Annotated in this window: 24 protein-coding genes and 1 riboswitch; of the genes, 16 read left to right on the top strand and 8 right to left on the bottom strand. The window is 62.1% G+C overall.

Annotation, left to right across the window (positions count from 1 at the left end; translation table 11 throughout):
- The first annotated feature begins 57 nt into the window (after nt 1–57).
- Nucleotides 58–2,223 carry a YhgE/Pip domain-containing protein gene (locus CAURIM_RS08275; protein ID WP_236659253.1) on the top strand — a complete coding sequence of 722 codons (2,166 nt, stop codon included), beginning with the start codon at nt 58–60 and terminating at the stop codon, nt 2,221–2,223.
- Here the strand turns inward: CAURIM_RS08275 and CAURIM_RS08270 are convergent.
- From CAURIM_RS08270 to thiC, 6 genes are all read right to left on the bottom strand, one after another.
- The gene (locus tag CAURIM_RS08270; protein ID WP_201827909.1) at nt 2,220–3,278 is read right to left on the bottom strand and encodes a ThiF family adenylyltransferase; all 1,059 of its coding nucleotides are present in this window, start codon (nt 3,276–3,278) and stop codon (nt 2,220–2,222) included. The two genes, CAURIM_RS08275 and CAURIM_RS08270, sit on opposite strands and share 4 nt — an antisense overlap.
- Before the next feature lie 35 nt (nt 3,279–3,313).
- On the bottom strand, nt 3,314–4,093 hold the full coding sequence (locus tag CAURIM_RS08265; RefSeq protein WP_070643818.1) for a thiazole synthase: 780 nt from the start codon (nt 4,091–4,093) through the stop codon (nt 3,314–3,316).
- The gene (gene thiS, locus CAURIM_RS08260) at nt 4,094–4,291 is read right to left on the bottom strand and encodes a sulfur carrier protein ThiS (RefSeq protein ID WP_201827913.1); all 198 of its coding nucleotides are present in this window, start codon (nt 4,289–4,291) and stop codon (nt 4,094–4,096) included.
- Nucleotides 4,288–5,433: a glycine oxidase ThiO gene (gene thiO, locus CAURIM_RS08255; RefSeq protein WP_201827916.1), complete on the bottom strand. Its 1,146-nt coding sequence runs from the start codon at nt 5,431–5,433 to the stop codon at nt 4,288–4,290. The genes thiS and thiO overlap by 4 nt, the downstream gene beginning before the upstream one ends.
- Nucleotides 5,430–6,080, bottom strand: coding sequence for a thiamine phosphate synthase (locus CAURIM_RS08250; RefSeq protein ID WP_201827919.1), 651 nt, complete (start codon nt 6,078–6,080; stop codon nt 5,430–5,432). The genes thiO and CAURIM_RS08250 overlap by 4 nt, the downstream gene beginning before the upstream one ends.
- On the bottom strand, nt 6,073–7,875 hold the full coding sequence (gene thiC, locus CAURIM_RS08245) for a phosphomethylpyrimidine synthase ThiC (RefSeq protein WP_070445541.1): 1,803 nt from the start codon (nt 7,873–7,875) through the stop codon (nt 6,073–6,075). The genes CAURIM_RS08250 and thiC overlap by 8 nt, the downstream gene beginning before the upstream one ends.
- A riboswitch (TPP riboswitch) is annotated at nt 7,871–7,985 on the bottom strand. It overlaps the preceding gene by 5 nt.
- Before the next feature lie 173 nt (nt 7,986–8,158).
- Between thiC and rplS the strand changes: the two genes are divergently transcribed.
- The 9 genes from rplS to CAURIM_RS08200 all read left to right on the top strand — a co-directional run bounded on the left by rplS (nt 8,159) and on the right by CAURIM_RS08200 (nt 15,411).
- The gene (gene rplS / locus CAURIM_RS08240) at nt 8,159–8,503 is read left to right on the top strand and encodes a 50S ribosomal protein L19 (protein WP_010190405.1); all 345 of its coding nucleotides are present in this window, start codon (nt 8,159–8,161) and stop codon (nt 8,501–8,503) included.
- Nucleotides 8,504–8,737: 234 nt separating this feature from the next.
- Nucleotides 8,738–9,433 carry a signal peptidase I gene (gene lepB, locus CAURIM_RS08235; protein ID WP_236659254.1) on the top strand — a complete coding sequence of 232 codons (696 nt, stop codon included), beginning with the start codon at nt 8,738–8,740 and terminating at the stop codon, nt 9,431–9,433.
- Nucleotides 9,411–10,112 (top strand): signal peptidase I, encoded by a 702-nt coding sequence (gene lepB / locus CAURIM_RS08230; protein WP_201827922.1) that lies wholly within the window; start codon nt 9,411–9,413, stop codon nt 10,110–10,112. The genes lepB (CAURIM_RS08235) and lepB (CAURIM_RS08230) overlap by 23 nt, the downstream gene beginning before the upstream one ends.
- 5 nt (nt 10,113–10,117) lie before the next feature.
- Nucleotides 10,118–10,759 (top strand): ribonuclease HII, encoded by a 642-nt coding sequence (locus tag CAURIM_RS08225; RefSeq protein ID WP_070445549.1) that lies wholly within the window; start codon nt 10,118–10,120, stop codon nt 10,757–10,759.
- An 87-nt stretch (nt 10,760–10,846) separates the two neighbouring features.
- Nucleotides 10,847–11,152, top strand: a complete 306-nt coding sequence (locus CAURIM_RS08220; RefSeq protein WP_005528899.1) for a DUF2469 domain-containing protein — start codon at nt 10,847–10,849, stop codon at nt 11,150–11,152.
- Nucleotides 11,153–11,361: 209 nt separating this feature from the next.
- Nucleotides 11,362–11,799, top strand: coding sequence for a YraN family protein (locus tag CAURIM_RS08215; protein WP_070520047.1), 438 nt, complete (start codon nt 11,362–11,364; stop codon nt 11,797–11,799).
- Entirely contained in the window at nt 11,786–13,309 is a 1,524-nt protein-coding gene (locus tag CAURIM_RS08210) for a YifB family Mg chelatase-like AAA ATPase (protein ID WP_070445555.1), read from the top strand. Before CAURIM_RS08215 ends, CAURIM_RS08210 begins: the two co-directional genes overlap by 14 nt.
- Nucleotides 13,306–14,484: a DNA-processing protein DprA gene (dprA, locus tag CAURIM_RS08205; protein WP_070445558.1), complete on the top strand. Its 1,179-nt coding sequence runs from the start codon at nt 13,306–13,308 to the stop codon at nt 14,482–14,484. The genes CAURIM_RS08210 and dprA overlap by 4 nt, the downstream gene beginning before the upstream one ends.
- Before the next feature lie 15 nt (nt 14,485–14,499).
- A complete protein-coding gene (locus tag CAURIM_RS08200; RefSeq protein ID WP_070445561.1) occupies nt 14,500–15,411 on the top strand; it encodes a tyrosine recombinase XerC in 912 nt (303 codons plus the stop codon).
- Here the strand turns inward: CAURIM_RS08200 and CAURIM_RS08195 are convergent.
- A complete protein-coding gene (locus tag CAURIM_RS08195; RefSeq protein ID WP_070445564.1) occupies nt 15,374–15,880 on the bottom strand; it encodes a M23 family metallopeptidase in 507 nt (168 codons plus the stop codon). The genes CAURIM_RS08200 and CAURIM_RS08195 overlap by 38 nt on opposite strands.
- A 394-nt stretch (nt 15,881–16,274) precedes the next feature.
- Here CAURIM_RS08195 and rpsB point away from each other — a divergent pair, with 394 nt between their 5' ends.
- From rpsB to CAURIM_RS08170, 5 genes are all read left to right on the top strand, one after another.
- On the top strand, nt 16,275–17,102 hold the full coding sequence (gene rpsB / locus CAURIM_RS08190; protein WP_010190382.1) for a 30S ribosomal protein S2: 828 nt from the start codon (nt 16,275–16,277) through the stop codon (nt 17,100–17,102).
- 248 nt (nt 17,103–17,350) lie between these two features.
- A complete protein-coding gene (gene tsf, locus CAURIM_RS08185; protein ID WP_070445567.1) occupies nt 17,351–18,163 on the top strand; it encodes a translation elongation factor Ts in 813 nt (270 codons plus the stop codon).
- Nucleotides 18,164–18,409: 246 nt separating this feature from the next.
- Complete coding sequence (pyrH, locus tag CAURIM_RS08180; protein ID WP_010190380.1) at nt 18,410–19,147, top strand: UMP kinase; 738 nt, start codon at nt 18,410–18,412, stop codon at nt 19,145–19,147.
- Between the two features lie 70 nt (nt 19,148–19,217).
- A complete protein-coding gene (gene frr / locus CAURIM_RS08175) occupies nt 19,218–19,775 on the top strand; it encodes a ribosome recycling factor (RefSeq protein ID WP_010190379.1) in 558 nt (185 codons plus the stop codon).
- Between the two features lie 131 nt (nt 19,776–19,906).
- Entirely contained in the window at nt 19,907–20,761 is an 855-nt protein-coding gene (locus tag CAURIM_RS08170) for a phosphatidate cytidylyltransferase (protein ID WP_174878629.1), read from the top strand.
- 2 nt (nt 20,762–20,763) lie between these two features.
- Here CAURIM_RS08170 and CAURIM_RS08165 read toward each other — a convergent pair whose 3' ends face one another.
- Nucleotides 20,764–21,168, bottom strand: a complete 405-nt coding sequence (locus CAURIM_RS08165) for a LapA family protein (protein WP_070643833.1) — start codon at nt 21,166–21,168, stop codon at nt 20,764–20,766.
- Nucleotides 21,169–21,261: 93 nt separating this feature from the next.
- Between CAURIM_RS08165 and rlmN the strand changes: the two genes are divergently transcribed.
- Nucleotides 21,262–22,368 (top strand): dual-specificity RNA methyltransferase RlmN, encoded by a 1,107-nt coding sequence (rlmN, locus tag CAURIM_RS08160; RefSeq protein WP_236659255.1) that lies wholly within the window; start codon nt 21,262–21,264, stop codon nt 22,366–22,368.
- Nucleotides 22,369–22,382: the final 14 nt, after the last annotated feature.

Genomic DNA, 22,382 nt, shown 5'->3' with positions numbered 1-22,382 from the left:
AAAGTCCTGGGCAGAAGGCTATAAGCGGGCCAGAGTTAAAACCATGAGGAGGCGGGAATGCGCCGTGAGACGGAAGAAAGCCGGAAGAATACTTCTTCGCCTGGCAAGGCAGCTAAGGGGAGCGCAGCAGGCCACGACAGTGAGGCGATGGGGTGGCACCGCGTCCTCGATTGGCGCCCCACGAGTACCTTGTCGCGCGTGCTCATCGTTTTCCTTCTCGTAGCACCCATCGTCATCGCGGGCACCATGATGTGGGCCATGTGGGACCCCTCTAAGTACATGCGCAACATTGATTTGGCGGTGGTGAATGAGGACGCGGGCGTCGAGAAGCAGGGCACCTACACTAACTACGGCGATCAGGTTGTGGAAGGCCTAATGGAGACGCAGTACCTGAACTTTGCCGAAGTCAGCAAGGGCGACGGGGATGAGGGGCTGCTCAAGGGCACATACCTCATGGTGGTGACCATCCCGAAGAACTTCTCCGAGCAGGCCGTCACCATCATCAGCGATAAACCGGTCAAGCCGGAGATTCACTTCGCCACCAATGATTACTACGGCACGAATGGCTCGGTGATTTCTTCCAGCCTCATCCCGCAGGTGCAGACCAGCGTGGAGAATGCGATTTCCAAGAAATACGCCGACCAGGTTATTGAGGGGCTGAATAAACTCAGCGATGGTCTGGGAACCGCGGCCGAGGGCGCCGGCCGTCTCGATGAGGGTGCGGGCAAATTGCAGGAAGGCGGCGGGCGCGCGGTCGAGGGAATCGCCAAGTTGGACGCCGGCGCGGGCGATCTCAACAACGGTACGGGCCAGCTGCTGGACGGCACGAACCGCCTGAATGATGGAGTAGGGCGCCTCAGCGATGGTGCCGCGCAGCTCGATGATGGCGCCGCGCAGCTTGCCGACGGCTCCGCCAAACTGCTCGCCGGAACCGGCCGCCTAGCGGATGGCGCGGGCCAGATCGATGGCGGCGTCAACCAACTGACGGGCATGCTCATCCCGGTGCTCAAGCAGGCGCAGGCCGTAGCTCCAGCGCTGCTGCAACTTGTCGACGTCCTCCGTGGCCTCGGCATGCACCAGCAAGCCGACCAACTCTATTCCCTGGTCTCGAAGCTGGACCCGGCCGCCAGTGGAAACATGGTGGCGCAACTGGAAAAGCTCTCTGACGGCACCGGTCAGCTCTACTACAACCTATCCGATCCCAACTCGGAGTACCTCGGCGGCATGATGGCCCTCAATGACGGTGCGCACCGTTTGTCCGATGGCTCGCAGCAGTTGCGCGCGGGTGTTGGCGAGCTGGGCGACGGTGCCGCCCAGCTGCAGGACGGTGCTTCCCGCTTGCATGAGGGCACCGGCACGTTGAAGGACGGCACGAGCCAGCTGGCAGCCGGTGGCACGGAGCTGAAGGATGGCATGGACCAGCTCAAGGCGGGCTCGAACGAATTGGCCACCAAACTTGCCGACGGTGCCGCCAAAGCCCCCTCCATTAGCCAGCCGGATACGTCCGCACAGAACATGGCCGTGCCCATCAACTTCACCTCCTCCAACCTTCACCCCGTACAGACGGTGGTCAGCCCGGTTGACCCGACCGAGAAGAACATCACGGGTGGCGCCTCGCTACTCTTCGTGCTGGTCTTCGGCTTCCTTGTGATGCTGCTCCTGGCGATGACGCTGCCGTATTACCTGGGCCGTCGCGGCGAGGCAGTTACGAGCCCGGTACGTGGCATCCTCGCGGCCTTCGGCGTGGTGGCGGGGCTGAACTTCTTGGTCTTGGCCTTCATGGGCTTGATGTCCTCCACGATGGGCTGGAGTCCTGCCAGCTGGCCGATGATGTTGTTAGTCATCGCCGCCATCGCGGCCGTGGGTGCGGCGGCCTACCAGTTCTTCCTCGTAACCTTCGGCCGCAAGATTGGTGCCGTCTTCGCAGTCGGTGCCTTTGCCCTAGGCGTCATGGTCTTCGGCGGCGTGTGGCCCGTGGCCGCCATTCCACGCCCGCTGAGTTTGCTGCATCCTTTCCACCCGATGTCTTATGCGAAAAACGCCTTTACCCGCGCTACCGACGGCATCCACGATGGCACCTTCTGGGCGGGTATTGCGGTGCTGTTCATCGTGACCGCTCTGGCACTGGTGGCTTCCTGCGTGATTTTCCGGGCTCGTCACCACGGCACGGCGCGCATCCTCGACGAGCATCTCTTCCGCACGCCGGCGGTGGCTGGCGCCTAGAAATCTTGTGCTGCGAGCCCACCGGGCAGGTTGCGCAACTCGATGCCCATGTCCGCGGCGAGATCGGCGTAGCGCAGGACAAAGCCAGCGCTGCGCCCACCGGAGGCGCAGGCCACGTAGACCAGTTCGGATGCGCAGGCGGATAGTGCTCGGCGCACGGAATCATCATCGGTGACGGTATGCCAGGGCAGTGTCACCGCGGCATAAGGAAAGTTGGGCTCCTCGGAGATATCGAGGAGGGCAGCGCGGCCGGTGACAAGCTCCGGCGGCGGGGTGTGCCGGCCAGGTAGGGCAGTAACGAGGGGGCGGTCGGGATCGGCGCCCACCCGCAGTGTGCGGAAGCTACCGGGGAGCGCGTCGTAGGAGGTTACGCGCCCGACCATGTCCCGATGATCTGGGAGTGCGCCGAGTATGGCGACCGCCGCGGTGGCCATGAGCCCCGCGATGACCGATGTCGTAGCCCCCAGGACCCCCGCTGTGGAGCACTCGAGCGCCTCGCCACTAGGCGGGGCGGGGAAGAGATCGCGCAAGCCCACTCCGCGCCCGTCAGCACATGCATTCCCGGAGTGCCACAGCGCGGCTTGCCCGCCGTAGCGCAGCACGGTACCCCAGACCAGCGGGGTAGAGGTGAGCTCGCAGGCATCAGCGACGAGGTACTTCGTATCGAAGGTATCGGAGCCGTCGAGGACGAGGTCGGCTTCGGAACACAGGTCGAGGACGTTGGAGGAGCCGAGGCGTTCTTTAAGCGCGGTGATGGTGAGCTCGGGGGCAAGCTCGCGGGCACGGGTGGCGGCTACCTCGGCCTTGGGCTTGCCGACGTCCCCTACACCAAACAGCACCTGCCTGTGCAGGTTGCTGATATCGACGGTATCGGAATCAATAATCGTGATTCGCCCGATGCCAGCCGCCGCCAGCTGCTGGAGGGCCGGGCAGCCGAGTCCGCCGGCGCCCACGACGAGCACGTGCGCGGCGTTGAGGCGCTCCTGGGCCGCGTCACCGAATCCGGGGAGAAGGCGTTGGCGCGCGGTGCGGGCGAGTTCATCTTTGCTGAGCATAGGTCCCTTTTGCGGCGGCGATCAATGTCACAGGTCTAGAGAACGTGGTCGGCCCAGGAGGCCAGGCCCTCAAAGGTGGAGGAAGCCTGGGCGTGCTCGCGCTGCGGGATGCGCCCTGCACTCCGGGCTAGGCGGCCGGCTTCGACGGCGTGGCGCATGGCGGTGGCCATGGCCTCGGGATCCTGGCAGCGGTTGACCGCGCTGGCGAGAAGCACGCCGGAGCAGCCCAGCTCCATGGCGAGGGTGGCGTCGGAGGCGGTGCCGATGCCGGCGTCGACAAGCACGGGCACCGAGGCACGTGAGCAGATGAGCTCGAGGTTGTGGGGATTGAGGATTCCCAGACCAGTGCCGATGGGGGCTCCGAGAGGCATGACGGCTGCCGCTCCGGCGTCTTCGAGGCGCTGGGCGGCTACGGGATCGTCGCTGGTGTAGGCCAGGACGGTGAACCCTTCGGCGCTCAGCAGCTCGGTGGCGTCGAGGGTTTCCACGACATCGGGCAGCAGCGTATGTTCGTCGGCGATGACCTCGACCTTGACCCAGGAGGTCCCCAGCGCCTCGCGGGCCATGCGGGCGGTGAGCACGGCCTCGCGCGCGGTGCGACACCCGGCGGTGTTGGGGAGTGGGGCGATGTCCAACCGGCGCAGCAGATCGAAGACACTCTCACCATCACGGGTACCAGCGTGGCGGCGCATGGCCACGGTAGTCAGCTCGGTTCCGGAGGCGACGAGCGCGCGCTCAAGGGCGTCGTGGCTCGTGGCCCCACCGGTGCCCATGATGAGGTGGGAAGAAAAGGTGGTCTCGGCGATGGTGAGCATTTAACCTCCTTGGACTGCGGTGAGGATTTCCACGGCCGCGCCTTCGGTGAGTGGGGTGGTCTCCCACTGCGAGCGAGGTACGACTTGTTCGGACACGGCCACGGCGGTGCCGTCGGCGGCGATGTTCTGCTCGTCCAACAATTCGGTGATGGTCGTCGCTGAGGTGTCAGTGGGCTGGCCGTTGAGGATGAGGATCATGGCTGCTCCTTGAGGTGACGTAGAGGATCACAAGCGGTGAGATCGATGCTGGATTCGGTGCCTTCGATGAGCTCGCGTGTACAGCGCGCGGCCAGGGCCGTGAGCAGAATGCCGTGGCGGAAATAGCCGGTGGAGATGACGAGCTTGTCGCTGACGCGGCCGAGGTACGGCAGGTCATCCGGGGTTCCGGGGCGGGCACCCGCGCTGGCCTCGAGGAATTCGCACTCTTCGACGGCGGGCAGCACACGGATGGCGTCGCGAAGCAGCGCGTAGACACCGCCGGCCTGGGCCGTAGCAAGAGTGTCCTCGCGGGTTGTAGCGCCAACCGCCAAGGTGCCGTCGCCGCGGGGGATGAGGTAGATGGGGCGGTCCTCCACGAAGCCGCGCACCACGCGGGTGAGCAGAGGCTGGAGCTCGTCCGGTACGCGCAGGCGCAGGATATCGCCGTATACCGGGCGCAGGTGTAGCGGAGATTCTTCGAGCCCGGCTGATGCAGCCCACTCGATATCGCGTGCTCCCAGGCCTGCAGCGAGTACCACCTGTTCAGCTTCGAACTCGCCGACGGCCGTGGTGACCATGCCCGTGTCAGCATTGATCGACTGTGCTGCCGTGCGGAAGAAACGCACACCGAGTGCTTGGGCTGCGCTGAGCAGTGCAGCTGTCCACTGGCGGGGAAAAACCTGCGTGTCACCCGGAATACTCACCGCAGCAGCCAGACGTGGCGAGAGCAAAGGTTCGGCGCGCCGGGCTTCGCGCACGGTGATGCGCTCGACCTCCATGCCGTGGAGGGATTGATAGTCAGCCAGCTCGGTGAGGTGCTGAGCATCCGCACGATCAGCGGCGACGACGAGGGTGCCTTCGGCGCGGTAGCCAGTTGGGACCTCGGTGTGCTGAGCCACGAGATCGATAAGCTCCGGGTACCACGCGCCGGAGGCACGCATCAGCGGGAAGAGTGGATCCTGCTGGTAGACCACCTCCGCGGCGGGGGCGAGCATGCCCCCGGCATAGTGCGAAGCCCCAGAGGCCGGTGCCGGGTCCAAGACAGTGACCTTAAAGCCCCGCGCGGCCAACTCCACGGCGGTGGCCAGACCGATGACGCCCGCGCCGACGACGATGACTGAAGAATCAGAGCTAGTACTCATCGCGCACCTTCGTCAAAACCGGACAGCAGCGCGCGGCAATAAGCTTCTGGGTCCTCGGCATTCATGATGCCGCGCACGACGGCTAGTCCGGCCACACCAGTTGCCGCAAGATCGGCTGCATCCTCAGCGGTGACATCCCCGATGGCTACGAGTGGCACGCGGGAGAGCTTCACCAATTCCGGGTAGGCGTGAAGTCCTAAAGGCGTGCGGCCGGAGTCCTTCGTCGGAGTCGCGCGGAACGGACCGCAACCGATGTAGTCAATGACATCTGCGGCGTCATTGGCGGCCTCGACCAATTCGCGGGTGCCGGTGGTCAGACCGATAATCGCGTCCGGACCCAACAACGCGCGGGCAGCGGCGACGGGTAGATCATCTTGGCCGACATGCACGCCATGCACCGGCTCGCCGGCGTGGCGTAGGGCGGCGGCGACGTCTACGCGGTCGTCGATAAGCACGCGTGTTTCTGGGTTAGCCTTCGCCACCGCGCGGGCCACGTCGCGGCCTAAATAGAAAAGGTCGCGGGCAGAAATTGGCTTGGAGCGCACCTGCACGACCCCGGCACCGCCTCGCGCCGCTGCCGCAGCGATGCGCACGATCTCCGCAGGCGTGCCCGCGCCCGTGACGAAGTAGCAGCGAAGATCAGGCATGCGCGGTTTCTTCTTCCTGATAGAGCTGCGAACCTTGGGCCTTGAACTCTTCCGACATCTGTTTCTCACCGGCACGGGCAGCTGCCACGACCTCCGGATCAACGGCGTCCTTACCCGGAAAACTTGGCATACCAAGGGAGTCGGAGAAGGTATCCCGGATGTCCTGGCTGATGCGCATAGAGCAGAACTTCGGGCCGCACATGGAACAGAAGTGGGCGGTCTTCGCCGGCTCCGCAGGCAGGGTCTCATCGTGGTAGGCCTGCGCGGTGTCTGGGTCGAGGGAGAGCGCGAACTGGTCGTGCCAGCGGAATTCGAAGCGGGCCTTACTCATCGCATCATCCCAAGCGCGCGCACCTGGGTGGCCCTTGGCCACGTCGGCTGCATGGGCCGCAAGCTTGTAGGTAATCACGCCGGTCTTCACATCATCGCGGTTGGGAAGCCCCAAGTGTTCCTTCGGTGTGACGTAGCACAGCATGGCCGTACCACCCATGGCGATGTGTGCCGCACCAATGGCGGAGGTGATGTGGTCATAGCCCGGTGCGATATCCGTAACCAGCGGGCCCAGCGTGTAGAAGGGAGCATCCGAGGCCCAGTCCTGCTCGAGCTCGTTATTTTCCTGAATCATGTTGAGCGGGACGTGGCCTGGGCCTTCCACCATGACCTGGACGTCATACTCCCAGGCACGCCGGGTGAGCTCACCGATGGTTTTGAGTTCAGCGAATTGGGCGGTGTCGTTAGCATCCGCCAAGGAGCCGGGGCGCAGACCATCGCCGAGGGAGAAAGCGACGTCGTAGCGCGCGAAAATCTCACAGAGTTCGTCGAAGTTCTCGTAGAGGAAGGACTCCTTGTGGTGCGCCAGGCACCAGCCTGCCATGATGGAGCCGCCGCGGGAAACAATGCCGGTGACGCGGTTCGTGGTCAGCGGCACGTAGGGCAAAAGCACGCCGGCGTGCACGGTCATGTAGTCCACGCCCTGCTCGCACTGTTCGATGACGGTATCGCGGAAAATCTCCCATGTCAGGTCTTCCGCGACACCATTGACCTTCTCCAGCGCCTGGTAGATGGGCACGGTGCCGATAGGAACCGGAGAGTTGCGCAGGATCCACTCGCGGGTGGTGTGGATGTCGTCACCGGTGGAGAGGTCCATGACGGTATCCGCGCCCCAGCGGGTGGCCCAGCGTAGCTTGGATACCTCCTCGGCGATGGAGGAGGTCACCGCGGAGTTGCCAATATTGGCGTTGATTTTGGTGAGGAACTTCCGACCGATGATCATCGGCTCCGACTCGGGGTGGTTGACGTTATTAGGCAGGATGGCGCGGCCACGGGCGATTTCGGAGCGCACGAACTCTGGGTCGCAGTGCTCGCGTAGGGCCACGAACTCCATCTCCTTGGTGATGATGCCCTGGCGCGCATAGTGCATCTGGGTAACGCGTTTGCCTTCCTTAGAACGCAGCGGTTGGCGACGCTCCCCCTTCCACTCCTGGGAAGCCGCACCGCGGCGCTCGGCCGAGCGGCCATCGTCAGCGAGGTTGCGTGCGCGGCCCTCATATTCCTCAACGTCCCCGCGCTCCGCAATCCATTCGGCGCGCAGTGCCGGCAGACCGACTTCGGGCTCACACTCCGGGCCACGTGTGCGGTAGATACGGAAGGGCTCATTGGGGCCGGTAGGGGAATCATCCAGCTGGATCTCGGTCTCCGGTACCTCCAGGCCATTCTCCCGGATGGGGGAGTAGGAGTGCTTGGGGTGGATCTCGCCGGAGTTGGTGGACTGGATGGGGTTATGGGTAGCCGTCATGGCTGCTCCTCTCTTCCTTCGCTGGTGCTAACCAGACAGGTTCGAACGGTGCAGGCGCGGTATCAGCGCCACTCTCAGCCCACTTCCCGTGGGCACCCGTGGGGTATCAGTGCGCCACCCACCTTAGAGCCCGCAATGAGGAGATGTCAGGCGTTTGACGGAATTTGTTCTTCCGGGGTGGGGTGTGGAAAGATGACGATGTTCTGTGTAATAGGCACGAACCGGTCAGCTGCCGCGAGGTGGCGCTAGGGTCCTCTGTCTTAAACTGAAAAGGAAAACACCAATGGCAAACCTCATTGACAAGGTTGATGCAGCTTCGCTGCGCGACGATATCCCGTCCTTCCGCCCGGGCGATACCCTCGACGTCAACGTCAAGGTCATCGAGGGCACCACCGAGCGTACCCAGCTCTTCAAGGGGGTCTGCATCCGCCGTCAGGGCGACGGCATCCGCGAGACCTTCACCGTGCGTAAGGTCTCCTTCGGCATCGGCGTTGAGCGTACCTTCCCGGTTCACTCCCCGAACATTGCCTCCATCGAGGTAGTCCGCCGCGGCCGTGTCCGCCGCGCCAAGCTGTACTACCTGCGCGACCTGCGCGGCAAGAAGGCCCGCATCAAGGAGCGCCGCTAATTTACAGCGCATCACAGCCCTTCGCCTTTATCCTCACCGCGAGGAAAGGCGAAGGGCTTTCCTTTTGCCTTCTCCTTTTAGCGTGCGCCGCGCGGGGCCACAAGGCCCGTGAGGGCAAGACACATTGCTAGGATTTAGCCCGTGGAAAAAGAAAACGACATTACTGAAAGTTCCCAGGGGGTTGGGAGAGAGGCGTCGGAAAGCGCGGCGCCCCCAGCTGAAGAAAAGAAGCAGATGCCCTGGTTGCTGGAGACTGCCCTCGTAGTGGTCTCCGTGCTCGCAGTCGTCGGCATTTTCCAGAACTTTGTAGGCCGGCAGTACGTGATCCCCTCCGGCTCCATGGAGCCGACATTGCATGGTTGCGAAGGCTGCAATAACGACCGGATCTTTACCGAAAAGGTTTCCTACTACGGCGATAAGAGCCCGGAACCCGGTGATGTCGTGGTATTCAAGGGCACGCCGGACTGGGATAGCAACTGGGTGTCCCCGCGTTCCGATAACCCAGTGATCCACCGCATTCAGGATGCCCTGAGCTATGTGTCGCTCACCCCGCCCGATGAGAACACTCTGGTCAAGCGCGTTGTTGCCACCGGTGGCCAGACGGTGTCCTGCCAAGAAGGGGATCCGGCAGTCATGGTGGACGGCAAGCCCATTGAACAGGATTATGTGCAGGATCCACCGACCTATCGCGTTGATGAAACCACCGGTTCCTATGCCTGCGGCGGCGCGTACTTTGGCCCCGTGACCGTGCCGGAGGGCAATATCTGGGTGATGGGAGATAATCGCACGGCCTCCGCGGACTCGCGCTATCACATGCAGGATGAGTACCAAGGAACAATCCCCCTGGAGAATGTTCGCGGCAAGGTCATGTTCATCTTCTTCCCCTTCAACCGTATTGGTGGAGTCGATGACCCGGACATCCAGTCCTAGAGTTCGCGATGTTCTTTCGGCGCTGGCTGTCACCTTCGTGGCGCTGGCGTTGATTCAGGCCTTCGTGGGAAGGCTGTATCTCATCCCGTCTTCTTCCATGGAGCCCACCCTGCATGGCTGCCCGGGGTGTACGAATGACCGCATTGCGGTGCAGAAGGTGAGCTATTACTTCAGCGATCCGCGCCCGGGAGAGGTTGTGGTCTTTGCCGGTCCGGAATCGTGGAACACGTCTTTTGAGGTCAAGCGTTCCCACAATGTGTTTCTCCGCGGCATCCAAAATATGGCGGCTGTTGTGGGGCTGGCTCCCAACGGCGATAACATTCTGGTCAAACGGGTCATTGCCACCGGGGGTCAGACCGTGTCGTGCCAGGAGGGCGATCCGGCCGTCATGGTGGACGGCCAACCCACCAACCAGGACTTTGTCCTCGATCCGCCGGAGATATCTGTCGATGAGCGGGTGGGATCGCAGGCCTGTGGCGGCGCGTACTTTGGGCCCGTCACCGTTCCCGAAGGGCACCTGTGGGTGATGGGGGACAACCGCACAAACTCTTTGGATTCGCGCGCGCACCTAGGCGATAAGCTCCAGGGCACCGTTCCAGTGGAGAACGTGCGCGGGAAGGTCGCTGCCGTGGTGGTTCCGATTAGCCGTGCGCACACTATCGAGGACATGCCCCTCTAACCGCTATGCGCCGTCTAAAACAGAAGAGAACCTATGAGGTCGCGCTCTCCAAAGCAGGGTTGGGGCCTGTTGCCGGGGTGGATGAAGCTGGGCGCGGAGCTTGCTGCGGGCCAATAACTATCGCCGCGTGTATTTTGCCGGATCGTATCCTGCCCGGCTTGGAGCGGCTTGATGATTCGAAGAAGCTCACGCCGGCGGCCCGGGAAAAGTTGGAGCCGGTGATCAAACGCCGTGCGCTGGCCTGGTCAGTGGTGCACATAGGCGCGAAGGATATCGATGCCTTTGGCATTCAGCATGCCAACCTGTCAGGAATGCGCCGTGCGGTGGCGCAGCTGGGGATCCGCCCGGGCTATGTGCTGAGCGACGCCCTCTTCGTCCCCGGCCTGCCCACCCCGCAGCTGCCGATCATCGCCGGCGATACCGCCGCACGTTGCATCGCTGCGGCTAGTGTTTTGGCCAAAGTTTCCCGGGACCGTCTCATGGTGGATGTGGCGAAGCACTACCCAGGCTATGCTCTGGAAACCCATAAGGGCTATGGCACAGCTGTGCATCAGGATGCCATCGCCCAGCTGGGGGCGACGCCTGAGCACCGTATGAGCTATCGCAATGTTGCTGAAGCTCATGCACGATTCCTCGCGCGCGCCTGAAGGCTTAGGCAGCAAGTGCGAACTAAGCTTGTGCTCAATCTGTGACACCGTGATCCCGGGTAATTGTGAGCGAAGGAGAAGCACACCGTGAGCGCTGAGGAACTCGATAACTACGAGGCTGAAGTCGAGCTGTCGCTGTACCGCGAATATCGCGATGTGGTCAGCCAATTCTCCTATGTGGTAGAAACCGAACGCAGGTTTTACCTGGCCAATGCGGTGGAGCTCATCCCGCATACCTCCGGCCCGGATGTCTACTACGAGGTCCGCATGTCGGATGCCTGGGTGTGGGACATGTACCGCTCGGCGCGCTTTGTGCGCTATGTCCGTGTGATCACTTACAAGGACGTCAATATTGAGGAGCTGGACAAGCCGGACTTTGTTCTCCCTGAATAGAGTTCTAGGTAAAGGAGTGCGGGGAAACACCATCGAGGTGACCCCGGACTAGTTATCCACAGATTTGCGGTGGCGAGGGAAGAAGCCCTCGCCACCGGACTGTTGTGTGGGGTGTTCTGGAAGTGCCGTAAGGGGTGTGCGGCACGGGGATTTTCTTGTGTCGTGCTTACGGCGTGTTGTGTACACGTTCAATTCCAAGGAGCACCATAGTGACAAGAAATCTAGCAGCCTCTCTGCATTCGCCGACCGTGGGGCAGACCATTCGCCCCGCGGATGCACTAGGAAAAGCAGGGGAGAAATTCGCTGCTGACTTTTACCGCGCACGCGGGGCGCAGGTTATCGCCGCAAACGTTCACTACCGCGTGGGCGAGCTCGATCTCGTTGTGCGCGAGAGCGATGGGACCATTGTCTTTTGCGAAGTTAAGACTCGGGCTACCCGCAACTTTGGAGTCGCGGAGGCGGTAACCCCACGCAAGCTAAAGCGCCTGCGCAAAGCAGCCGCGCAGTGGCTGAGTACTGCGCGGAGTGAAAACCAGACATTAAGCAAGGTTCGTTTTGACGTGCTTGGACTCGTGGCCACCGGGGCACACTCTGGGGAAGCCTTCGAAGTGGAATATTTCCAGGGAGTTGATCATGGCTCTCGGTAGATGCGACACGATAGCGCTAGATGGAGTCCTGGCCCGGGTGGTCACAGTGGAGGCCAACGTTGGCCCCGGACTTCCCGGAGTTCACGTTGTGGGCCTGGGGGATGCAGCGATCTCCGAGTCGCGAGACCGCATCCGCACCGCGGTGAGCAATTCGCATTTGTCATGGCCTAAGACGAAGGTCGTGGTGTCCATGTCACCGGCGTCGCTGCCTAAAGCCGGGGCTCACTTTGACCTCCCGATGGCCTTGGCAATCTTAGCGGCCGGGCAGAGTGAGAAGAGTCGGCTCAGCGGGGCGCTCGTCCTCGGCGAGCTGGGATTGGACGGGCACGTGCGCCCAGTTTCTGGCATCATCCCGGCGATCCTGGCCGCGCGCTCGCAAGGCTATGACACCCTCATCATTCCTGTGGGAAATGCGGCCGAGGCGGCATTGGTGCCCGGAATGACAGTCCTCGTGGCCGAAACCCTGTGGGATGCTTTTGCCTGGGCGTGCGGGAGGGATTGTCTGCCGGATGCACATCTCATCGCACACGCGGCAGCGCCTGCCCGCGAACAGGTCGCAGACTTCAGCGAAGTCGCTGGCCAGAAAGAAGCCAAGTGGGCGGCGGAAGTCGCTGCCGCCGGCGGTCACCACGTGATGATGGTGGGACCGCCCGGCTCTGGAAAGTCGATGATTGCCTCGCGCTTGCCGGGCATTCTGCCGCGCTTGAGCATGGAGCAGGCGGTAGAAGCCACAGCCATCCACTCGGTGGCCGGGGACGTTGGTACCGCCGTTTCTCGCGCTCCCTTCATCGCACCGCATGCTTCGGTAACAAGGGCCGCGCTGATCGGTGGCGGCTCGGGGCGCCCGCGGCCAGGCGCGGTGAGCCTAGCCCACCATGGTGTGCTCTTCCTCGATGAAGTCAGTGAGGTTCCAGCGCAGGTTCTCGATAGCCTGCGCGCCCCTTTAGAAGAAGGACAGGTGCGCCTGACGCGAGCGAGCAGAGAAGTCATCTTCCCCGCACAATTCCAACTGGTACTAGCCGCGAACCCCTGCCGGTGTGGTGCCGAAGAACCAGCGCGCTGCGAGTGCCGTGCGGCAGACAGAATGAATTATCTGTCGAACCTTTCAGGGCCGCTGCGGGACCGCCTCGACATCATCGTGTCGCTATCGGGGCAATCCGCAGTGCTTCATGCCGAAGGGGAGGAAAGCTCAGCGGATATAGCGCAGCGCGTGGCTGCCGCCCGGGAACGGATGAAAGCGCGCTGGGAGGCTGACGGGTTGGGGAGCGTGGTCAATGGTGCCGTGTCCGCTTCCTATTTGAGGCGCCACCGCCCGGCGGCGGAGTCTGCGATGATTATGCTTGCTGCCTATCTAGCGGAAGGTGAGCTGAGCCAACGCGGAGTAGATCGGGTACTGCGTCTGGCATGGACCTTGGCAGACCTCGACGGCTCCGCACGCCCCGAGCTGGACCATGTCAGTCGGGCGTTGGATCTCCGCGGCGCCGGAACCATCGAAAGGCTGGCAGCATGAGCGAGCTCAATCTATCGAGTACCCGGCACACGTGGGCCTACCTTAACCGCGTTGTGGAGGGCCCCTCACCAACCCTCCACGGGCTGCTGAGTCAGTACCCGGCTGAGGAGATCGCCCGGGGAATCTACAAGGGCGAGGAATGGATCGGCCCCTTGCGGCAGGCGACGGCTTCGCGGCGCGATTGGCTGCGGCAAGAAGAAGACCTCGCCGCCGCGGAAGCGGTGGGGGCTCGACTGATCACACCCGCGGATGCGGAGTGGCCGGGAGAAGAGTTATCGCGAGCCTTTGGCTTCTACCACCAAGGAATGGTGGAAGCCCCAGCAACATTTGATGACCAAGCGTTTCCTCCTCACAGCCTGTGGGTCCGTGGAGGCAACCTGCGCGAAACGGTATCCCAATCGGTGGCGCTGGTGGGGACGCGTGCGGTGAGCCGATATGGCTGGGAAGCCGGCTCACTTCTGGCTAGCGGCCTTGCCTCCCACCAATGGACTGTGGTTTCCGGCGGGGCGGTGGGTGTCGATACAGCAGTCCACGAAGCCGCGCTGGATGCAGGAGGCCTAACGGTAGCAGTAGCGGCCTGCGGCATCGACATTTCTTACCCAGCGCGCAATGCAAGGCTCTTTGACAGAATCGCTGAGAAGGGATGCATCGTGTCAGAGTTCGCGCCGGGCACGCGGCCACAGCGTTTTCGCTTTCTATCCCGCAACCGCCTTGTGGCGGCGATGACGAGCGGTACCGTGGTGGTCGAAGCCGGATTCCGCTCTGGTGCGCTCAACACGTTGAACTGGGCGGAAGCACTGGGCAGGGTTGCCATGGCAGTGCCAGGACCCATCACCACATCTGGGTCCTTGGGTTGCCATCAACGCATCCAGGATGGGCGGGCTCAGTTGGTGGCCTCTGCGGATGAAGTGCGGGGTTTGGTTGGCAAGGCGGGCGAGGTGGACGTGGCCGGCCAATACGAACTGGAGTTTCAGCCGACTGCGGTGCAGCGTCTGTCCCGCAATGAGCTTCGGGTATATGACTCCACTCCGCCGGAAAGCGCGGAGGAAGGCGCGAGCGCAGAAGATATCGCGGCGGCCGCAGGAATGCGAGTGGCGTTGACTATTCACCTGCTCGTAGCTATGCAAAAGATGGGGGTGATCACCCGCTCGGGCGCGATGTGGCAGCGCACCTGAGTACACTCATGAGACATGAGTGGTGAAAGTGGCAGTAGCGAGCGGCACGTGGGGGGACAGCTGGAGGAAGCGATCGAGGATTTCGCAGAATACCAGCGCATCGTTCGCGGCCGCTCCGAAGCGACCGTCCGCGGCTATTGCTCTGACTTGCGCCTGTTGGCAACGGACGTCCCGGAATTCGCAGCATTTACTCTGAACTCACTGCGCGAATGGTTGGCCCACGCCGTTGCTGAAGGTAAGTCCCGCTCCACCCTGGCGCGCCGCACCGCCGCGGTGCGCGCTTTTTCCACGTGGGCCGCGCGCGAAGGCTATTTACAATCGGATGTGGCGCAGCGCCTCGCCACGCCCAAGGTAGGCAAGCACCTGCCCACCGTGATGTCACCCACCGCAGCGGGGGAGTTGATGGGCAATGCCGTCTCCACCGATGAGGTCCACTTCTTACGCGATAGCGCCATGCTTGAATTTCTCTACGCCACCGGTGTGCGTGTGGCTGAGCTCGTCGGCCTCGACGTCGGCGATATCGACCTGTCCCGCCGCACTGCCCGCGTGACCGGTAAGGGCAATAAACAGCGCGTTGTCCCTTTCGGGGATGCAGCTCATGATGCGCTCTGCGCTTGGCTGAAGACAGGGCGCCCCGAGCTTGCTGGCGATACGGAAGCGGTGTTTGTGGGCACGCGCGGCGGGCGCATCGACGCGCGTCAGGTCCGCCGCGTCGTCGAACGCGCCGCCCAAGTGACGGGGACACCGGGGTTAACCCCGCACGGTTTGCGCCACTCGGCGGCTACGCATTTGCTCGAGGGTGGAGCGGATCTGCGCATCGTGCAAGAGCTGCTTGGTCACTCGTCGCTGCAGACCACGCAGGTCTACACTCACGTCTCCGCCCAGCGCCTTAAGGACGTCTACGCTCGCTCCCACCCGCGGGCTTGAGGCGAATGACAGGTTCGCCGAGGAGATCCAGTGGGTTGATGTAGTCCTCGCGGCCCTCAATCGCTCCCCAGTGCAGCCCCGGATAGCCATCCACGGACGGCGCGAGCGTTCCGATGATGTCTCCTTCCTGCACCTGGTCACCTTTCTTAACCCGCGCAAACACCGGTTGATAGGTGGTGCGCAGACCGTTGCCATGAGCAATCGAAAGGGCCGGTTTGCCCGCTATGGCGCCGGCGAAATACACAACGCCGTCGCCAGCGGCACGCACCTTACCGCCGACGGGTAGGTCCAGATCCACACCGCGATGCCCGGCCATCCACCGCTTCTCAGGAGGTTCGAAGCCGCGCAAGACACGCGAAGCAACCGGTTCCCCAGTGGTGGGGTCGACGAAGGCGGCGGCAAGGGGGACGTCGCCAAGCGCAGCCCAGAGGCATAGCAGGGCAGATAAACAAAGTAGACGGTGACGCATGACCTCAAGCCTGCGCGTGAGCGCGGCCCGAGGGAAGAGCGTGCGGTCGACCTGTGGATAATGCGTTAAAGAAGTAACCCATGGTGCGCCAGGGGAAAGTTTCGTGTGGCTGTCAACAAATCGGCGGCGATTAAACAGTCGCGCCGTTTGGAATCAGCGCGTGTGCAGTACTAAGCTAGCCCACAGCAGTCTGTGTTTAATGCCCGGAAGGGTTCCGCATGGATTGACTACGCGCGGCGAAGTAGTCGCTTCCTGGGTTAAGGAAGGGACAGTCCGTGGTTGACGTGGTCCCCAGGATAATGGGGTGTTAGCCAGGGCCTTCGTTGCTAGGGTGCGGAATAAAACACCGCACAATCTTGCAAAACCGAAACAATATATAGAAAGCGAGCGAAACATGGCAGTCGTAACCATGCGCGAGCTCCTCGACGCTGGCGTCCACTTCGGTCACCAGACCCGTCGCTGGAACCCGAAGATGAAGCGCTTCATCTTCACCGACCGTAACGGCATCTACATCATCGACCTGCAGCAGACGCTGACCTACATCGATGAGGCCTTCGAGTTCGTCAAGGAAACCGTCGCACACGGCGGCACCATCCTCTTCGTTGGTACTAAGAAGCAGGCTCAGGAAGCCGTTGCTGAAGAGGCTTCCCGCGTTGGTATGCCGTACGTGAACCACCGCTGGCTCGGCGGTATGCTCACCAACTTCCAGACTGTCTCCAAGCGCCTGAAGCGCATGAAGGAGCTGCAGGCTATGGATGCAGCTGAGGACGGCTACAAGGGCCGCACCAAGAAGGAAGTTCTGATGCTGACCCGTGAGCGCACCAAGCTGGAGCGCGTCCTGGGCGGTATCTCCGATATGACCAAGGCTCCGTCCGCACTGTGGATTGTTGACACCAACAAGGAGCACATCGCGGTCAAGGAGGCTCAGAAGCTTAACATCCCGGTCGTTGCCATCCTGGACACCAACTGTGATCCGGATGAGGTTGACTTCCCGATTCCGGGCAACGACGACGCTATCCGCGCCACCAAGCTGCTCTCCGGCATCATCGCCACCGCTGTGGACGAGGGCAAGAAGGCCCGCGAGGAGCGCCAGCTTGCTCAGGCCAAGGAAGCTGCCGGCGACACCGCTGAGAAGGACGCCCGCGACGCTGCTGAGGCTGCCGCTGCGTCTGACCCGGCTTCCGCAGAGAAGTCTGAGGACGCCGAGAAGTCCGCAGAGTAATCTGCATACCTTAAGCCCCCGTACCGCACGGCCCACAGTGTCCGCGGCGATGGGGGCTTTTTCTCACGTGTTTTTCTTAGCTCGTTAAGGCACGTGACACACTAGAGGGTTGAAACACCACGCAGAGGTTTCCCTCCGCTGGGGGAGTGGGCGAAAAACTACCACCCCCTCAACGCGACGTGGTGGTAGTGATTCGGCTACGCTGTTTCAACGAATACCGTTTAATTCCAAGGAGGATCGCTCCAACTATGGCGAACTACACTGCTGCAGACGTAAAGGCATTGCGTGAGGCCACCGGCGCCGGCATGCTCGATTGCAAGAAGGCTCTCGACGAGTCCCAGGGTGACTACGACAAGGCCGTTGAGTACCTGCGCATCAAGGGCGCAAAGAACGTGTCCAAGCGCGCTGAGCGTGAGGCTACCGAGGGCCTGATCGCCGTGTCCGGCAACACGATGGTGGAAATCAACTGCGAGACCGACTTCGTGGCCAAGAACGAGGCTTTCAAGTCCTTCGCTACCAAGATCGCTGAGGCTGCCGGTGAGGCCAAGGTCAACTCCGGTGAGGAGCTCAACAACCTGGAGATCGACGGCAAGAAGGTTTCCGAGGTCGTTGACGAAGAGTCCGCAAAGACCGGCGAGAAGCTGCAGGCTCGTCGCGCTGTCACCATCGAGGGTGACAACGTAGCTGTGTACCTGCACCAGCGTTCCGCTGACCTGCCGCCGGCAGTGGGTGTCCTGGTGTCCTACGAGGGCAACGCAGAAGGCGCTCACGCAGTCGCACTGCAGATTGCAGCCATGAACGCTGAGTACCTCACCCGCGAGGACGTTCCGGCTGAGATCGTGGAGAAGGAGCGCGAGATCGCTGAGGCCACCACCCGCGAGGAGGGCAAGCCAGAGGCAGCCCTGCCGAAGATCGTGGAAGGCCGCCTCAACGGCTTCTACAAGTCCGTGGTTCTGCTTGAGCAGGCTTCTCTGTCTGACTCCAAGAAGACCGTTAAGCAGGTCGCAGACGAGGCCGGCACCACCATCACCGGTTTCGTCCGCTACGAGGTTGGCGCCTAAGTCTTCCTGAGACTCGTGCAGTCCGGGTTTAGAGCCCCGTGACTGCGAGTGCTCCCTCCTCCTCTTTCTGCCCCAGGGCTGCGTGCTCGGTGGAAGAAACTTGGGGGAGGGAGTTCGCCGTTTTGTCCCCGCCCCTGAGGGTGGGGGCCGCACGCAGCTGAATATATGACAGCGCCTTCCTATGGTTAAGATGGAACAGAATTATTCAAGCGCTTAACTGAAGCGTCGCCATGCGTGAAGGAGACGATGAAGACCGTGACTACCCCTGAACCGAAGCGAACCGGATACAAGCGAGTCATGCTCAAACTGGGCGGTGAGATGTTCGGCGGTGGAAAGGTCGGCATCGATCCTGATGTTGTAGAAAATGTTGCCCGCCAAATCGCCGAGGTGGCGAAGCAGGGGACTGAAATCGCCGTCGTTATCGGTGGCGGTAACTTCTTCCGCGGTGCCGAGCTTTCGCAGCGTGGCATGGACCGCGCCCGCTCTGACTACATGGGCATGCTGGGCACCGTCATGAACTCCCTGGCGCTGCAGGACTTCCTCAAGCAGCAAGGCATTGACTGCCGCGTGCAGACTTCCATCAACATGGCGCAGATTGCGGAGCCTTACCTGCCGCTGCGCGCCGACCGCCACCTGGAGAAGGGCCGCGTAGTTATCTTCGGTGCCGGTATGGGCATGCCGTATTTCTCCACCGACACCACCGCCGCGCAGCGCGCCCTGGAGATCGGTGCGGAGGTCCTCTTCCTGGCCAAGGCTGTCGACGGCGTCTACTCCGCCGACCCGCGCACCAACCCGGACGCGGAGCTGTACTCCGAAATCACCCCGCGCGAGGTCATTGAGAAGAACCTCAAGGTGGCTGATGCCACGGCATTTAGCCTGTGCATGGACAACAATATGCCGATTTTGGTCTTCAACCTGCTTACGGAAGGCAATATCAAGCGCGCTGTCAACGGCGAGCAGATCGGCACGCTGGTCCAGTCCTAGTACAAATAGGCCGCGACCTGCTAAATTCTTTCCCAGTACTTTTGACTATTTCAAGGGAGTTGTAACCCTCATGATCGACGAGATCCAGCTCGAAGCTGAAGAGCACATGACCGCTTCGGTTGAGCACACCCGCGAGCAGCTGCTTACCATCCGCACTGGCCGTGCCAACCCGGCTATGTTTAACGGCCTGGTTGCTGAGTACTACGGTGTGCCGACCCCGATTACCCAGATGGCCACCATCTCGGTCCCAGAGCCGCGCATGCTGCTTATCAAGCCTTATGAGCAGTCAGTGATGAACGAGATTGAGAACGCAATCCGTAACTCAGATCTGGGCGTGAACCCGACCAATGACGGACAGGTGCTGCGCGTGACCATCCCGCAGCTCACTGAGGAACGCCGCCGCGACATGGTCAAGATGGCCAAGAGCAAGGGCGAGGACGGCAAGATTGCTATCCGTAATATCCGTCGCCGTGCGATGGAGCAGCTCAAGAAGCTGCAGAAGGATGGTGACGCCGGCGAGGACGAGGTTATCGCTGCCGAGAAGGAGATGGAAAAGATTACCTCCGGCTATATCGAGCAGGTGGACAAGCTCGTCGCCAATAAGGAAGAGGAGCTCATGGAGGTCTAACCTCCGCACTTTTCAGAGCTTTGATTTGCCGCCGCGCCAGGCACCGGCCAGCACGGCGGTCTTTTCTGTGTAGAGCCAGACCACCCACGATGAGATGAGGAGCATGCGTGAGCACTGAGCACTCGAGTCGGATGCCCAAACCCAAGAATTCTGCCGGGCGAGATATGCCCGCGGCAATTGCCGTCGGCGTCGGCCTAGGCGCGCTCGTCGTCTTCGCGGTGTGGGCTGGGCCTCTTGTGTGGTACCTCGTCGTCGCTGCCGCGGTGGGCTTGGGCATGTGGGAAGTGCTGACTCGGCTGCGGGAGCACTCCTACTATGTCCCACGCACCCTGCTGATCGTTCTCGGCCAGGCAATGCTCTGGGTCTCGTGGTTTCTTAATGCCCCGGGCCTTGTTGCGGTGTATGTGGTCGCGGTCCTAGCCCTCATGTTTGGGCGCCTCTTCCATAACGGCAGGCACCGCCCGCCGATTAACTATCTTCGCGATATGTCGATGGGTATCTTCGTGCTGACGTGGATCCCCTTGTTCGGCACGTTTGCCGCGATGCTCTCACGGGTGGAAACGCCGTTCGCCTCGGGGGCGGCGTCGATTGTCGTGTTTATGCTTTGCGTGGTCGCCTCAGACACCGGTGGTTTCATCGCCGGCGTGATGTTTGGCTCGCACCCCATGGCACCGGCGGTGAGCCCTAAAAAATCGTGGGAAGGCTTTGCCGGCTCCGTAGTCTTCGGCACCCTGACCGGTGCGCTTTCTTTCGCATTCCTTCTTCACCACAAGCCGTGGGTAGGCGCGCTGATGGGCTTGGGGCTGGTTTTCTGCGCCACTCTCGGTGACTTAGTGGAATCCCAGTTCAAGCGCGAACTGGGAATCAAAGATATGTCCGCCTTGTTGCCGGGGCACGGCGGCATCATGGACCGTTTGGACGGCATGCTGCCCTCCGCGATGGTGACCTGGGTGGCGATGAGTTTCCTCACCACCCTTGCACCTTAGGTTTAGCGGCGAGCCTGCTTGCGTACCTGGCGGCGCAGCTCGAACATGCGCCAGCCGCCGACGAGGGCCATGATAAGGGCACCGGCGATGGCGCAGATGAGGTAGGTGACGCCCGCCGGGAACTGGACGGACCAGTTAAGGAAGTTCAGCGGTACCTGGTGTTGGTTCTGCAGGATGAAGATGATGAGGACGATGAGCAGCAGGAAGCCCACGATCAGGGCAATCCACGTGCTGGCAGCGAAGGAGCCCTTCACCTTGCCTTCATTCTTGTTCTCATAATCCGGCGTGGTTGGAACTGGCTCTACTGAGCCTTCGGTGGCGGGGGCTTCCGCGGTGTAATCAGTCAGCGGCTCCTCAGCCGGGGTGGTGGTACGGAATTCCTCAGGGGAGTTTTCTGGATTCGTCATGTATCTATTAAATAGGGTGAGATGTCACTTTCGCCACTCCAGCAGAGCTTAGATTGGATAATGTGGCCGAAAACGTGGAAAATGGGCTCTACCATGGCTGAACCACTGAAACTGAATTTCTCCGCTCCGCGCCGCGGGCTACCCCCGAAGCACTTCGCGGACCTGACCGAGGCCGAGCGCATTGAGGCGCTCGCGGAACTTGGCCTGCCCAAGTTCCGGGCAAAGCAGCTGGCCAAGCACTACTACGTCCACCACACCGCCGATGTTTCCGAGATGACGGATATCCCGGCCGCCGCCCGCGAGGCGGTCCAGGAGCGTTTGTTCCCCACGCTCATGGAGCCCATTCGCCAAACCTCCACCGACGATGGGGAAACCACCAAGTCCCTGTGGCGTTTGCACGATGGCACCCTGTTGGAGTCCGTGCTCATGCGCTACCCAGGTCGCGCCACCCTGTGTATCTCCTCCCAGGCTGGCTGCGGCATGGCCTGCCCATTCTGCGCCACCGGCCAGGGAGGTTTGAATCGCAACCTGTCCACCGCGGAAATCGTGGAGCAGTTTAGGCACGCTGCTCGCCTCATGGAAGAAGAAGGCGGGCGCCTAAGCAACGTTGTCTTCATGGGTATGGGCGAGCCGCTGGCCAACTACAAGCGCGTGGTCCATGCGGTGCGCCAGATCACCGGCTCCGATCTCACGGGTTTCGGTCTTTCCCAGCGCAATGTCACGGTGTCCACGGTCGGCTTGGCACCGGCCATCCGTAAGCTCGCGGATGAGGATTTATCCTGCACCCTCGCAGTCTCCCTGCACACCCCGGACGACGAACTGCGCGATACCCTCGTGCCGGTTAACAACCGCTGGCCGGTTGAAGAAGTGCTCGATGCCGCTAAATACTACGCCGATAAGTCGGGCCGCCGCGTGTCCATTGAGTATGCGTTGATCCGCGATAAGAACGATCAGGATTTCCGCGCCGATATGCTGGGGCGGAAGCTGCATGCGGCACTGGGCTCTAAGGTCCACGTCAACGTCATTCCGCTCAACCCCACACCAGGCTCGGAGTGGGACGCTGCCCCGAAGGCGCGTCAGGACGAGTTCGTTCGCCGCGTCATCGCGCAAGGCGTGCCGTGCACCGTGCGCGATACCAAGGGGGATGAAATCGCTGCGGCTTGTGGCCAGCTTGCCGCTGATGAGCGCGAGACCGCTTAAGGGCTTTGCTTACA

The sequence above is a fragment of the Corynebacterium aurimucosum genome (assembly GCF_030408555.1).
Lineage (GTDB): Bacteria > Actinomycetota > Actinomycetes > Mycobacteriales > Mycobacteriaceae > Corynebacterium > Corynebacterium aurimucosum.
Note: the sequence above shows the minus strand (reverse complement) of the source record. Positions and strands in the feature narration are given on the sequence as shown.